At 63.7% G+C, this 13,955-nt stretch carries 15 protein-coding genes and 1 pseudogene; 6 read left to right on the top strand and 10 right to left on the bottom strand.

All coding sequences use genetic code 11. The annotated features are described in order from the left end of the window. Positions 1-125 precede the first annotated feature (125 nt). A complete protein-coding gene (locus tag CHB96_RS28660; protein ID WP_089252776.1) occupies positions 126-881 on the top strand; it encodes an SDR family NAD(P)-dependent oxidoreductase in 756 nt (251 codons plus the stop codon). Positions 882-953: 72 nt separating this feature from the next. Here CHB96_RS28660 and CHB96_RS28655 read toward each other — a convergent pair whose 3' ends face one another. The 4 genes from CHB96_RS28655 to CHB96_RS29910 all read right to left on the bottom strand — a co-directional run bounded on the left by CHB96_RS28655 (position 954) and on the right by CHB96_RS29910 (position 3,376). Then, positions 954-1,361: a DoxX family protein gene (locus tag CHB96_RS28655; protein ID WP_089252774.1), complete on the bottom strand. Its 408-nt coding sequence runs from the start codon at positions 1,359-1,361 to the stop codon at positions 954-956. Between the two features lie 117 nt (positions 1,362-1,478). Further along, positions 1,479-1,943, bottom strand: coding sequence for an ArsR/SmtB family transcription factor (locus tag CHB96_RS28650; protein ID WP_089252772.1), 465 nt, complete (start codon positions 1,941-1,943; stop codon positions 1,479-1,481). Then, positions 1,940-3,031, bottom strand: a complete 1,092-nt coding sequence (locus tag CHB96_RS28645) for a serine hydrolase (protein WP_089252770.1) — start codon at positions 3,029-3,031, stop codon at positions 1,940-1,942. Before CHB96_RS28645 ends, CHB96_RS28650 begins: the two co-directional genes overlap by 4 nt. Positions 3,032-3,199: 168 nt before the next feature. After that, entirely contained in the window at positions 3,200-3,376 is a 177-nt protein-coding gene (locus CHB96_RS29910) for a hypothetical protein (RefSeq protein WP_176444555.1), read from the bottom strand. A 122-nt stretch (positions 3,377-3,498) separates the two neighbouring features. Here CHB96_RS29910 and CHB96_RS28640 point away from each other — a divergent pair, with 122 nt between their 5' ends. Further along, positions 3,499-4,242: a GTP pyrophosphokinase gene (locus CHB96_RS28640; RefSeq protein ID WP_089252822.1), complete on the top strand. Its 744-nt coding sequence runs from the start codon at positions 3,499-3,501 to the stop codon at positions 4,240-4,242. A gap of 2 nt (positions 4,243-4,244) precedes the next feature. On the opposite strand, the gene CHB96_RS28635 is transcribed toward CHB96_RS28640, so the two are convergent. The 5 genes from CHB96_RS28635 to CHB96_RS28615 all read right to left on the bottom strand — a co-directional run bounded on the left by CHB96_RS28635 (position 4,245) and on the right by CHB96_RS28615 (position 9,150). After that, on the bottom strand, positions 4,245-5,075 hold the full coding sequence (locus CHB96_RS28635; RefSeq protein WP_089252768.1) for a DUF72 domain-containing protein: 831 nt from the start codon (positions 5,073-5,075) through the stop codon (positions 4,245-4,247). Positions 5,076-5,160: 85 nt separating this feature from the next. After that, on the bottom strand, positions 5,161-6,483 hold the full coding sequence (locus CHB96_RS28630; RefSeq protein WP_089252766.1) for an MFS transporter: 1,323 nt from the start codon (positions 6,481-6,483) through the stop codon (positions 5,161-5,163). Then, a complete protein-coding gene (locus CHB96_RS28625) occupies positions 6,480-7,016 on the bottom strand; it encodes a 3-isopropylmalate dehydratase small subunit (RefSeq protein WP_089252764.1) in 537 nt (178 codons plus the stop codon). Before CHB96_RS28625 ends, CHB96_RS28630 begins: the two co-directional genes overlap by 4 nt. Beyond that, positions 7,013-8,269, bottom strand: coding sequence for a 3-isopropylmalate dehydratase large subunit (locus CHB96_RS28620; protein ID WP_176444558.1), 1,257 nt, complete (start codon positions 8,267-8,269; stop codon positions 7,013-7,015). The genes CHB96_RS28625 and CHB96_RS28620 overlap by 4 nt, the downstream gene beginning before the upstream one ends. Positions 8,270-8,274: 5 nt before the next feature. Further along, positions 8,275-9,150: an isocitrate lyase/PEP mutase family protein gene (locus tag CHB96_RS28615; protein WP_089252818.1), complete on the bottom strand. Its 876-nt coding sequence runs from the start codon at positions 9,148-9,150 to the stop codon at positions 8,275-8,277. A 162-nt stretch (positions 9,151-9,312) separates the two neighbouring features. Between CHB96_RS28615 and CHB96_RS28610 the strand changes: the two genes are divergently transcribed. Next, a complete protein-coding gene (locus CHB96_RS28610) occupies positions 9,313-10,116 on the top strand; it encodes an IclR family transcriptional regulator (RefSeq protein ID WP_089252762.1) in 804 nt (267 codons plus the stop codon). A 59-nt stretch (positions 10,117-10,175) separates the two neighbouring features. Next, a complete protein-coding gene (locus CHB96_RS28605; protein ID WP_089252760.1) occupies positions 10,176-11,684 on the top strand; it encodes a metallophosphoesterase in 1,509 nt (502 codons plus the stop codon). 3 nt (positions 11,685-11,687) lie between these two features. On the opposite strand, the gene CHB96_RS28600 is transcribed toward CHB96_RS28605, so the two are convergent. Further along, positions 11,688-12,602 (bottom strand): TIGR03564 family F420-dependent LLM class oxidoreductase, encoded by a 915-nt coding sequence (locus tag CHB96_RS28600; RefSeq protein WP_089252758.1) that lies wholly within the window; start codon positions 12,600-12,602, stop codon positions 11,688-11,690. 102 nt (positions 12,603-12,704) lie between these two features. On the opposite strand from CHB96_RS28600, the gene CHB96_RS28595 reads away from it, so the two are divergent. Next, entirely contained in the window at positions 12,705-13,412 is a 708-nt protein-coding gene (locus CHB96_RS28595) for a nuclear transport factor 2 family protein (protein WP_089252756.1), read from the top strand. A gap of 88 nt (positions 13,413-13,500) precedes the next feature. Continuing rightward, positions 13,501-13,955 (top strand): annotated as a pseudogene (locus CHB96_RS28590) (hypothetical protein); the annotation flags it as partial.

Below are 13,955 nucleotides of genomic sequence, written 5' to 3'. Positions count from 1 at the left end.
CTTGGTCGCCACTTGGTGAGCGCTTTCGGTGACGGTGACGCACACCACGGAATACGTGAGCCCTACTAACTATTATGCTTCTATAGATACTTAGTTCAAGCTTCAACAAAGGGAGATGGGTCGTCATGGCCACGTACGACGTCGCGGATCGTTCGGCAATCGTCACAGGAGCAGGCTCCGGCATCGGTCGAGCAGTCGCGCTGGAACTTGCCGCCAACGGTGCATCGGTGCTGGTAGCGGATCTGAACGGTGATCACGCCAAGGCGGTCACCGACGAGATCACCGCAGCAGGCGGAGCAGCAGCACCGTTCGTCGGCAACGTCGCGGACCTGAAGGACGTCGAGGCGATGGTCGCCGCCGCAGGTGATCTCGCACCACTGCGCATCGCCGTCAACAACGCCGGGATCGGTGGGGAGCCCCTGCCCGTCGGCGAGGTCTCCGTCGACAGCTGGCGCAAGGTCATCGACGTCAACCTCAACGCCGTGTTCTACGGAATGCAGAAGCAGATCCCCGCGATCGCAGCAGCGGGCGGTGGATCGATCGTCAACATGGCGTCCGTTCTGGGCAGCGTCGGCATCGCGAACTCCGCGAGCTACGTGGCTGCGAAGCACGGACTCCTCGGCCTCACCAAAACCGCCGCACTCGAATACGGCGCCGCCGGAGTGCGTGTCAACGCTGTGGGCCCGGGCTTCATCCGCACACCGCTGCTCGTCGCCAACATGGACGAGGACGTGCGAAAGGCGTTGGAGGCCAAGCACGCTCTCGGTCGACTCGGCACATCGGAAGAGGTCTCGAGCCTCGTCTCGTTCCTCGCGAGCGATGCCGCCGGCTTCATCACCGGCAGCTACCACCTCGTCGACGGCGGGTACGCAGCGCAGTAGGGCGACTTCGCCGCACGTGCACGAAAATACATAGCGGGTCATGTATTTTCGTGCACATGCGCGTCAGCGCCGTCAGCGCACCAGCGGCATGACCTGACGCACGCGAGGGTCGCGCAAGTACAGCGCGCCCCAGACGACGATGCCGAAGTACACGGCGAACAGAACCGTGCTGAACAGTGGCTTGTCGACGCGCCAGTTGGTGAGCACGGCGCCGCCGAGGTAGCCGGTGAGCAGGACGGCTCCGAGAAACGCGGTGCGCGGCACGAGGTACAGCGCCAGGCACACCAGAAGTACGACGCCGATGACGGGAATCATGTCGTCGCGGAGCCCGAGATCGACGGTGGCGTCCTTGACCTGTTGGACGTTCATCAGCTTCGACACGGCGTCGAAGACCAGGAAGATCGCGATGAGTGCGGTCAGAGCCCACCCGATGCGGGCGGCGGTGCGCGACTGAGCCGTCGGTGCGGTCGGTGCAGTCATTGTCTTCTCCGATGTGAGTGGGACGAGGGAGTTACCTGTACCGACACCCGTCGTCGCGGTTTCTCATCGCAGTCACCCGTCGTGAGTGAAAATGTATAGCCCTCTACACATTTTCGCTCACGTGCGTAGCTCACCCGAAATATCCGCCGCCGCCAGCATCGAGACCAGCAGCGGCACAACCTTCGTGGCCGCGATCCGGAACTCACCTCGCGCGTGCTGTTCGACGACACCAGCCGAACTCAGCGCCTTCAGATGGTGATAGACCTGCCCGGTCGAACCGAGCTCGACGGCCTCCTGCAGCGCCGACGCGTTGGCCGGGCCTCGCAGCAGGGTCCGCACGATCTGCAGACGCACCGGGTGCCCGAGGGAGGCGAGTACCTCCGACGTCCGTGCCACGGACAGGTCGAGTATCGCGTCGGGCGAGTAGCCGATGGACCATTCGACGTCACCGTGCAGGTGCACGTCGCCCTGATACGCAACCGACCCGCCCGACGGAGAAGTATGGGGTGGCTTATCCCGGCCCTCCAGCTGTGCGACCCGCGCTTCCAGACGGGCCAGCCGTGTTTCGACGTCGTCACTCACACGACGCAGGCTATCCGGTCGAGAGCGTCGGACGAGCTCATGGCGTCGAGGATGAGACCCTGCTGCACCGTGATCGCACCGAGGGCTGCTTCGTATCGGTCCGCCGGCATACCGTCGACGAGCCACACTGCCGTTGCGACGGTACCGTCGTCGCGACGCAGTTCCATTGCCTGCGTGAGAATTCCGGGCAGGCTTCCGCCTTTGAAGCCGAGTCCGAGCGCACCGTCCGGCGCGGGCTGATACTCGAGATGACGCAGCACGGTGTCCGCTCCCGGTCCGAAGCTACCGTCGGCGAACGATCGATACAACGACGTCAGTTGCTCCGCCGATCCACGGGTGAACGCGGCTTCGACGCCGTCGACCTGCTCGTCGTAACTCGGAATCCGGGCGGACGCACTCACACTGTCCCGGAACGGCTGATCGAACGCCCACCGGTTCGCCGTCTCCCAACGATCCCCTTCTGCCAGAGTTGGATCCAGCAGCGACAACGAATCGCCGACGAGCGTGGGTGCAGTGAATCCGTCCCACCCACCCGCTGCGGCAGCATCTTTCAACGCTTCGTCACCGAGCCGGTAGCGAAGGTAGTCGGGGACCCCGTTGTCACTCTCCTGAATCATCGCGGTCACCATGTCGTCGAGCCGGACGGTCGCGTCGAGGTCGGTCGCGCTGATGCCGTCGTTCGCGATTCCGAGGCGCTCCAGCGCGGCCGGATGCGCGCCACCGTCCGTACCGGGTACGTACCATCGCTCCCAATCCAGCAGTGAGACTTGCTCATCGGGGTCGACATCCCCGTCGGCAACCGCCTTCGCGTACGCGCTGAGGTGCACCACCTTCATCGCCGATGCCAGCACCTGCTCCTCGCCCGCCCGATGTTCGACGGTTCGACCTCTGCCGTCGTCGATCACGAGCCCGACGGTGTCGGGCGCCTGCGCGATCAGACCCAGCCAACCCTCGTCGGTGGCCAGGTCGGTGGACGTGGCCGGAGAGCAGTCCGAGGGCTGGTCTGCCTGATCCGCCTGGCCAGTCGCACAACCGGTGAGCACGAGAAGAGTGGCACAGGCTGCGGATGCTGTCGCGATGCGTCGCATGACTTCCCATCTGTTCGGTAATTCCGTAATTACGAACAACCGTAGAACCTCAACCGGATCGAAGCAATGGGAACATACGTTCGAATGCATGCTAGGCTGACCGAGCCGTCCGGAACTCAGGTTGCGGACGGTCCAGACCACGAACATGGGCGGCAGAAGAGCATGGCGCTACCCGACGACGCCGGCGTCGAACGTGTCGACGCCTCCGCGACGCTCCATCGATTGGGCGATCGATGGGCCGAGAGCGCTCCGTGCAGGTGCGCTCGCGGTCATGCCCTCGGCCCACGAACCGTACTGGTCGGGTCGAGGGCATGCTCCTGCGGACGCGGCCACCACCGCACACACGAGTGCAGAACCTGCGGGGACGTGACGTTCACACCGCCCCTCGGCGTTCGCTGCTCGGACGCGAGTTTCGACTCACGGGGCGCCGACCAGCACTGACGACCTCGTGGTACAGAATCGATCACATGGACAGCAGCAGCGATTTCGACAAGCTCCGAGGCGACTTCACCCGGTTCATGATGTCGTACAAGTTCGGGATCGACGAGCTGATGACCAAGATCAACATCCTGAAAGAAGAGTTCACCCACATCCATCGGTACAGCCCGATCGAACACGTCGGATCACGGCTGAAGACGCCCGAGAGCATCATCACGAAGGCTCGTCGTAAGAAGTGCCCGCTCACGCTCGACGACATCCGCAACACCATCTCCGACATCGCGGGTATTCGGATCACCTGCAGCTTCATCTCGGACACCTACCGGATCGCCGACATGCTGTCGAACCAGAGCGACGTCACGGTCCTCGGCGTGAAGGACTACATCTCGAATCCGAAACCCAACGGCTACAAGAGTCTTCACCTCATCGTGGAGGTCCCCGTGTTCATGAGCGACAGAGTTCAGCCCGTCCCCGTCGAGATCCAGATCCGCACCATCGCCATGGATTTCTGGGCCAGCCTCGAGCACAAGATCTTCTACAAGTACGACGGCACCATCCCCACACCGCTCCTCGACGAACTGACCGACGCGGCCGACAGCGCGAACCGCCTCGACATCACGATGGAACGCCTGCACGACGAGGTTGCCGAGATCAAGAGCGAGTCCGATCGATCCGACGAGACCATTCAGCTGAACTCGATGCCGCCGCTGGCGCTGCCTCGGGAGCTCTTGCAGTCGATACTGGAAACTAGCGCGCTCTACCGTCAAGGCTAGATTCAGCTAGAAAGCCCTACTTTCTCGATGAGTCGCATCGCGTCGTACGGGGCGAAGCCCTTCATGTCGTTGTCGAAGTACGCGAAGACGTCCATTCCACCCGAGGTCCAGGACGTAATGCGCTCGGTCCAGGCGTCGAGCGCCGCGTCGTCGTATCCGCTTGCATAGAGCTCCTTGTCCCCGTGCAGGCGGACGTACATGAAGTTCGACGTCGGCGTATCCACGAACGGATACCGCCCGGCAGTGTCCGCGACGACGAACGCCACATCGTGTGCCCGGAGCAGTTCCACCGCCTCGTCGCACGCGAAGCTCTCATGGCGTGCCTCGAGTGCATGCCGCACCGGACGGTCGACGTCGTACCCCAGTGCAACACGGTCGTCGGGCAGCTTGTCGTCGCGCCTTCCTGCGAGCTCGACGGCCTCCGACGTCGTCCTCGGCAGCAGCTCGAAGAAGTTCGCGAGAGTGGCGGCGTCGAACTGCAGGTTCGGCGGCAGTTGCCAGAGCACCGGGCCGAGTTTGCCGGAGAGCCCGAGAACTCCCGCAGCGAAGAAGTTCGCGAGCGCAGCCTCCACTCCCACAAGCCTTTTCAGGTGAGTGATGTAACGCCCGCCCTTGACTGCGAAGACGAAGTTCTCGGGCGTCTCGCCGCGCCACTTGGTGAAACTGGCCGGCTTCTGCATCGCGTAGAACGTTCCGTTGATCTCGATCGACGTCAGGCGTTCCGACGCGTACTCGAGCTCGCGTCGGTGTTGCAGGCCCTTCGGGTAGAAGTCGCCGCGCCAAGGCGCATAGGTCCAGCCGGAGATTCCGATCCTGACATCCGGTGTGCGCATGTGCGAGAGCCTATGCGGCTTCGCCACCCGTGCGTGCATAGTTGATGCCCGGACCAACTATGCGCGCACGGGCGCCGCGCGCGCACTAGACCGGCAGCGACGACTTCCCGGTCTCGCGGATGGTCAGCACGGTCGCGACACCGACGAGGCAGACACCGATCACCCAGTAGGCGGGTGACATCGCATTTCCGGTCGACTCCACGAGCTGCGCGGCCACGTACGGCGCCGTGCCGCCTGCCGCGATCGTGCCGATGTTGAACCCGAGCGACACACCGGTGTAGCGAACCGAACGCGGGAACAGTTCCGTGAACAGTGGGAACGCAGGCACCTGCACGACTCCGTTGAGCACCATGTACACGAAGTAGACGATTCCGACGACGAGAATGCTGGTGGTCGCGCCGAGAATCATGAACGCGGGCAACGCGATGACGACGTACGCCAGGTAGCCACCGAGCAACACCGGCTTGCGTCCGAATCGGTCGGTCAGCATGCCACTGAGCGGGAATGTCGCACACGCCAACGCGATACTGATCGCCGACGTCCAATACACGGCGTCTTTCGAGAATCCCAGATCCTTGATGAGGTACACGCTGAAGTACGTCAGCCCGATGTAACCGGACCCGTTCATTGCGATCGCGATTCCGATGACGCGCAAGACCGACAACGGATTTCGCTTGACGACGTCCGACAGCGGGCTCTTGGTGACCTGGTTCTTCTCGGCCATCTCCTCGAACTCGGGGCTGTCCTCGAGCTTCAACCGCACCCGAAGACAGATCACGGCAAGCGGCAGCGCCAACAGGAACGGAATACGCCATCCCCACGACGCCATCTGCTCGTCCGTCGTACCGAGCGCGACGAGGCCGACTACCGCTGCGGCGACGGCGAACCCGAGCGTCGAGCCGATCGGTGTGAACGAACCGTAGAATCCACGACGCTTCGGCGGCGCCGACTCGGCGATGTACGTTGCGGCGCCGCCGATCTCGCCGCCGGCAGAGAACCCTTGCGCGAGCCGGATGAGCACCAGCAGGATCGGCGCGAGCACGCCGACCGACGAATGAGTCGGAAGCAAGCCCAGTATGCCGCAGGCGATTCCCATACAGACGACGGTGATGACGAGCGCCGACCTGCGTCCGCGCCTGTCACCGAGCCTGCCGAAGAAGATTCCACCGAGCGGACGAGCGACATAGGCGACGCCGAAGACCGCCAGTGTGGCCAGAATCGAGACACCGGGGCTGGTCGACGGGAAGAACAACGGCGCGATGACGACGGCGAGGAAGCCGTACACCGCGAAGTCGTAGTACTCGATCAGGGTGCCGACGCCGCCGGCGATGGCTGCACGTCGGGCAGTGGTGGCCTTGTCTTTCGACGCGGGACTCAGTTGCGCGGCAGGGTGTTCCACATTCGTCATCGGTTCTGTCCTTGGTGAGTGAGGGAATGTTCTCTCAGGAGAAGTTCGTACGAGCCGCCGGCCTCGATGACCTGGATGGTTCTGGCATTCGGCGGCGCGCCGACGAGAGGGGCGCCGTCGACGTGGAGTGTCGCCGTGCGCCAGTCGAGCGTCACACTGTCGCCTGTCTCGACAGCCGTGGACACTCCAGGAACGGTGATGAGCGGCATCCCGTTGAAGGTCTCGCCGCGCCAGAATCCGGGTGAAAACGACTCTGCCACAATGGCAGAGATCCCCGCGTTGCGCAGTGCCACCATCGGTGGGTAGTGCGGATGCCCGTAGCCGAAGTTACGTCCACCGACGATGATGTCGCCGTGACGAACTCGCTCGACGAACCCCTCGTCGTATGCCTTCATGCACACGCTGCGCAGGTGGTCGGGGTCGTAGGACTTGATGTTGGACACTCCGACGACCAGATCGATGTCGAAGTCGTCGCCGAAGATCCACGCGACGCGGCCTTCGATGATGTCGGGCGGGGGTGGGTACGCACTCATGACGTGAACTCCCTGATGGATCCGGCCACAGCGCTGGCCGCCACGGTATACGGCGATCCCATGTAGATGTTCGCGTCGGAACTGCCCATGCGACCCGAAATGTTGAGCACACCAGTGGAAATGCAGTTCTCACCGGCCTGGAGCGGTTTCTGGTAGCCGAAGCAGAAGTCGCAGCTCGACACCGCGATGTGCGCACCGGCTGCGCGTAATACGTCGAGAATTCCCTCGTTCTCGGCCTGGTCGTGCACTTTCTGCGACGTCGGCACGATGTTCAGTTCGACGCCAGGAGCCACCGACCTGCCATCCAGGACGAGAGCCGCCGCACGCAGATCCTCGATGCGCCCACTGGCACAGGATCCGATGAACGCCTTGGTGATCGGCGTTCCGGATACCTCGGTCGCGGTCTTGGTGTTGGCCGCACGCGCCGAACCCGGCTGCACGACGCGCGGCACGATTGTCGCGAGATCGATGGTGTACCGCGCTGCGTACGACGCGTCGGCGTCGGGATGGACCGGAGTGAAACTTTCGCGCGCAACATCTTTCGCATAGGCGAGCGAGAGGTCGTCGGGCTCGAACAGAGCAGAGACCGCGCCGGTGAACATCGCCATGCCGCACAGGCCCTGGCGGTGGTCGATCTTCATCTTCCGTGCACCGGGACCGCCGAATTCCATGACTTGGTGGGCACAGCCGTCGGCGCCGACGAGATCGATGATGGTGTGCACCAGATCTCGACTGTCCACACCGGGCTCGAACTCGCCGACGAGGTCGAATCGCGTCGTCGCCGGAATGTCGACGTACAGTCTGCCGGACACCCATGCCTCGATGAGGTCACGCCGGATTCCCCAGCCGAGCGCGCCGAACGCGCCGATTCCGCTGATGTGACCGTCGAAATGTACGAGGAAGTCACCCGGAACGGCAAGTCCCAGTTCGGCGGTCAGCTGGTGTCCGATGCCTCGGCCCTCGTGCAGTTCGATACCGTAGAACTCGCACCAGTCCCGCGTGACCTGGTGTACTTCGGCCTCTTTGTCGTTGTTCTTCGTCAACATGTGGTCGATGAAGACGACGTAGCGGGACGGGTCCTCGAGCGAGACGATGCCGAAGTCGTCGCGCATCTGGCGGAACATCACGTCGGTGTACCCGGGGAAGTCGTACGCGATCATGCGCGCCGGTCGAACTGCATGATTCTCGCCGGCCCGTACGGTGTCGGCGTCGGTCGTCCTCGCGAGGATCTTCTCGGTCATCGTGAAACCCATGAAAGTCACCGATTCGATTCTGCAGGTAGATATTTGCGCTGTTTCGCCTCGACCTCGGGAAAGCCGATGAGGTCGACGAACTCGTGGTGCTGCAACGCGTCGGCGCTGACCGACGCGGCCGCCTCGCCACCGGCCAAGCGTCGCAACGCTTCTCGTGCCGCACCGGTCGCCGCCATCAAGATCTGCGTCGGCAGCAGCGCAAGACGTACCCCGATTCGCTCGAGCACCTCGGGCGTGAAATCACGCTCGGTCCACGTGGATGCGGTCAGCGTTGCCATCAGGGGCACTCCCACCTCGTCATGGCAACGCTCCCACTGCTCGATCGTCTCGAACGTCTTCGTCACCGGCATGATCATGTCCGCGCCTGCGTCCACGTACGCCTGGGCTCGGCGGATCGCGTCGTCGCCTCGTGCATCGGTACGTGCGATGAGCAGAACGTCGTCGGGAATGTTGTCGCGTACTGCGCGGATCTTGCCGGTCGCCTCCTCGACCGTGATGAGGTCGACGGGGTCGCCGACGCAGATCGGGCACGACTTCGGCGACACCTGATCTTCCATGAACATGCCCTGCACACCGGCGTCGACGAACTTGGACGCGGTGCGGGCCGCGTTGACGGCATTGCCATACCCGGTGTCGATGTCGGCGACCAGCGGAAGCGCAGAGGATTCGTGGATCGTCCGTACTGCCTGGAGGTTCTCCGTGGCCGTGTACAGCTCGGCGTCCGGCAATCCGAGCGACGCCGACACCGCGAACCCGGACGCGCACAGCGCGCTGAAACCTGCCTGCTCGGCCAGTCGCGCAGTCAGCCCGTCCCAGACGCCGGGTGCATAGACCAAGCCCTGCATCGTCAGGTCCTTGAGGGTGGGAGTTGTTGCTGTCATGATCACCGTCCATTCCGTAATGCGGAACGCATTCCGCAGATCGCGTGATTGAAGCTAGAGTGGTGGTCGTCACATGTCAAGGCAGCTTCCCCTGGGTTGCTGTTCGTATGATGACCTGGCCCCATCGCGAAGAGACACTGCCGAGCCGAGGAGAGAGTGAACATGGCTGCGCCCATCGAGTCCGAAGGCCGCGACATCGTCGGCGCAGTGCTGAAGGCGTGCACCCTGCTCGAGCATTTCGACGCCGCGCGACCGACCTGGAGCTTGAACGACTTGACGTCGGCCAGCGGTATGAACAAGACGACCGTGCACCGACTGATGACGACACTGATTCATGCGGGCTGGGTCGACCGCACGCCCGACGGGTCGTACCGCGTGGCGATGCCGTTGTTCGAAATCGGCTCGGCTGCACTGGTACAAGTCGACATCCGCGCGGCGGCGCGACCGTACATGGAAAGCCTCGCCGAAACCTTCGGTGACACAGCATATTTGATGGTTCCCGCCGAAGAGGGCGCTGTGTGCATCGACCGACTGGAGGGCCACAATCCGCTCCTCGTCGCCGGGATCAACATCGGATCGGTCATGCCGTATCACGCCGCAGCCGGTCCGATCGTGATGCTTGCCTTCTCGAATACTCTGCGCGAGAGATGGTTTCGCCGTGACCTCTCCGCCTTTACCGAGCGCACTCTCACGGACGTCGACGCATTGACCGAACACCTCGATGCTGTACGCGAAAACGGGTATTCGGTGAGCAACTCCGATTACCTGCAGGGTGTCGCAGCCGTCGCCGCACCGATCCTGGGCCGCGACGGCACCGCGGTGGCGTCGATCAGCATCGGCGGGCGCGTCGAAGCGTTCGAGGGCGACGCGCTCACCGACAAGATCGAGCGAGTGCGCGATGCGGCGGCCCGACTCACTCGCGTCGCCGAGGCGCTGCCTGCGGCTGCGCCGCCCGTGCGTGCATAGTTGGTCTCCGCTGTCACTGTGCGCGCACGGGCGCCGAAGGCGCAGGTAATCTCGGTGGAGTGAAAGCCGCATCGACCGTCGGGACACTTCTTGTCGCGTGTGCGCTCGTCGGGGCCGATGCCGTCGCCGGGCCCTCGAAGGTGCCCGCTCAGGCACCCGCTGCGGCTGTTCCCGCCCTGGGCCTTTCGGCCGAACCCGCGCCGATCGAGGCAGACATGGTGGCGGGTGTCATGAACGGAGACGAGTTCACGGGCTCGTCGTCGCGGACCTCGGGTTGGGACGAGTTCCCCTACCTGCGCTACACGGTGACGTTCGCGCCGGGTGTCTCCGCCGCCGAATTGTCCTGGACCGGAACATCCGTGAACTCCAACGATCTGGCGATGCATGTCCGCAGATCCGGCGATGACGACTGGGGCCCCGCGGTGGCGACGGCGAAACCCTCGACCCCGGGCGGAGCGATCGACCTCACTGCCAGTGTCGAGAAGATCGGTCACGAGGTGGACGTTATGATCGTCGACAGTCCGCGCGCGGACCGCTCGTTCGCCGAAGACAACGCGGCACCCGATGGGTCGTTCGCCAAACCGGGAACGTACGACTTTGCGTTGCAACACATCACGGATACTCAGTACGTCTCCCGCGACGACCCGACGGTGTACGACGACATGACGCAGTGGACGGTCGACAACGCCGAGAAGTACGACATCGACTACAGCATGCACACCGGCGACATCATCCAGAGTTGGATCAGCCCGGGACGCCCGGATATGCAGTCCCGCATCGAATTCGAGGCTGCCAGCAAGGCCATGACCATCCTGGAGGACGCGGAAATTCCCCACGGGGTGCTGCCCGGCAACCACGACAATCTGTGGAACGTCGCCGGCAAACTCGTGCCGGGTATGCACGAGCAGAATCACGAGCTCTACAACGAATACTTCGGTCCGCAGCGCTACCGCGATCAGCCGTGGTGGGGCAATTCCTTCACGGCCGAGGACAATTCGGCCCACTACGACCTCGTCGACATCGCCGGGGTGAAGTTCCTGATGCTCTACATCGGATACAACCCACCCGAGAAGGTCATGAAGTGGGCGGAGCAGGTGCTCGACGATCATCCGGACCGGAACGTCGTCATCGGCACCCACTACTACCTCGACGAGGGTGGTGAGAAGAAGTTGATGGCGTTCGGCGACATCGGCGCCAGTTCGGGGCAACAGATCTGGAACCGCCTTGTCGTACCGCATGATTCGGTGTTCTTGGTGCTGTCGGGACACGTCGACGGGCAGGCTACGGTCGTCGACCGGCAGATCGGAGACACCGACCGGACCGTCGTGCAGTTGCTCGCGGACTACCAGTACTTCGAGGTCGACGGCGAACGCACCGCAGGCTTCCAGCGGCTGCTGCAATTCGACCTCGACGGCGGCACCATGGCCGTCACGACGCACTCACCTACGCTGGACCGCTTCGACGTCGAAAACTACGATCCACGACGGCGTTTCGTTCCGCAGGACGGTGAGTTCGTCACCGACTTCACGTTGCGCGCCGACGTGCCCCGAGCCGTCAGCGCCGGATAGTCGTCAGCGCGCGACCGCGGCCCAGGTCTCGCGCTGCGTCTCACGACCCAGAAGGCCGGACTGTGTCAGTACCACCTCGGTCGCTCCGGCGTCGTAGTACCGCTGAACGCCTGCGCGGACTTCCGCCGCGGAGCCGATGAGCACGAGGTCGGCTGCGCGTTCGTGCCCCTCGTCCGCGATGACACGCTGGTAGGACGGGATGGTGTCGTACAGGGACGTGGCCTCCTCGGCTGCCGCACGCCCGGCGTCGACGTCGTCGGTGACGATGGCCGCGATGAACGCGATCACGCGTACAGGTGGCCGTCCCGCGTCGGCCGCGGCTTTCTGAACCTGGGGGACGATGCTGTTCTCCAGCACGCGTGGGCCCGCGAGGAACGGCAGGATGCCGTCGGCGAGCTCTCCACTCGCGCGGAGCGCGCGGGGACCCATTGCGGCGACGAGCAGCGGCAGGTCGGTACCTGCCCCGGCCACAGTCGTCGGATATTTCGGCGCCGCGGTCAGAAGCTCACCGTGATGATCCGCAGTCCCGGTCTCGACGAGCGAGCGCGCGACCTGCAGAAATTCTCGTGCCAGTTCGACGGGCCTCTCGTACGGAATTCCGAACGAGCCCTCGACCAGCTGGGGAGCGCCGAGGGCAAGCCCGAGCTGGAACCGGCCCTGAGTAGCCGCCTGGACAGTCTGCGCCTGGGACAGCACGGTCAGTGGATGACGCGCGAAGATCGGCACCGCCGACGTTCCGACCTTCAGATCCGGAACCTCCCGGCCTACGATGCCCGCGAGAGTGATTGCGTCGTAATCGAATCGCTGACCGAACCAGACCGAACCCACCCCAGCGGTCGACGCGTCCCTCGCCTGCTCGACGACGTCGTCCACCGCGTTGCCCGTGTCCACCGTGTTCAGCGCTACTCCGATAGTCATGCCAGAGACAACCCGCTTCGAGGTGGGTGGATTCCGTTTCGGGCACTTTCGATCTCGCTGATTTCAAGACTGGACCTCGGTGCTGGATATAGCTTCGATGGTGTGTTCACCACCGAGGAACTGCTGGCTGTCGTGAATGGGTCACCTGCTGCCGTCGCGGTGCACGACCGCACCGCATGGGTCGATTTGTACACGCGTGACGGGGTCGTCAACGATCCGGTCGGATCACGGCCGCATCGAGGGCGCGAGCAGATCGAGCGGTTCTACGACACGTTCATCGCTCCGAACACGATCGAATTCCACGTAGAGAACGACGTGGTCTCCGGTATGTCCGTCGTTCGCGATCTGTCACTGACGACCGTGATGTCCACGGGTGCAACCTTGAACGTTCCGATGCATCTGCGATACGACCTCGTCGTGGAGGACGGTTCGCTGAAGATCTCCCGGCTCGCCGCGCACTGGGAACTCGGCGTCATGATTCGGCAGCTGATGGGCGCCGGGCTCGCTGGGCTGCGAGCATCGGCAGTCCTGACGCCACAGCTGATCGGGAATCAAGGCATATCAGGCGTTTTCGGTTTCATGTCTGGGTTTCGATCCGTCGGTCGCCGGGGAAAGCAAGTGGCCTCGGATGCTCTGGAGTCCGCATCCGCAGGCAGCGGGCTGCCAGGCGCATCCTTCCGGAAACTCATCGCTGCGGGCAGAACCGTCAGTGCAACAGTTGATTTCGACTCCGGACACGGTGTGGTGTTCGTCGAGTTCAAGCCCGCATCGCTGGAGATCGACACGATACGTACCTTCACGACGGGATAGCCGCGGATTTGACGCAGTGTTCAGCTCCGATCCGATTGCATTCGAAAGCATGTTCGACAAATGCTGATTTGTGGGTTAGGCTTGTCGCATGCTTTCGGGGGATGGCGTTGCGGGGGAATCGGATTCGGCGTTGGCCGATTCGGTGCTGAGTGGCGCGGTGCCGGATTCTTCGGTGCCTGCTGGTTCGTCGGTGCCTACTGATGCTTCTGCTGGTGGGTCGTTGCTCGATGGTGTGGTGTTGCCGATCGCGGATCCGGAGTTGCGGGGTGTGGTCGAGGACATCGAGGGTGCGGTGGGGCGGTTGCGGGAGCGCGATACTGTCGCGGTCTCGAATGCGGATCGTCGGGCGTTGCTGACGCGGATGGAGGCGGTGTCGCGCAGTGTGTTCGGGTTGTCGCATACGTTGATCGCGGATCTGCTGCTCCAGCATGGTTTGGACGGGATCGACGGGTCGGTTCCGGATGCGTTGGCGGTGTTGATGCGGATCTCGCGGACGCGGGCGTCTCAGCGGATTCGGTATTCGCAGGAGTTCGGGAAGCGGAC

The sequence above is a fragment of the Rhodococcoides kyotonense genome, from assembly GCF_900188125.1.
Classification (GTDB): domain Bacteria; phylum Actinomycetota; class Actinomycetes; order Mycobacteriales; family Mycobacteriaceae; genus Rhodococcoides; species Rhodococcoides kyotonense.
Note: the sequence above shows the minus strand (reverse complement) of the source record. Positions and strands in the feature narration are given on the sequence as shown.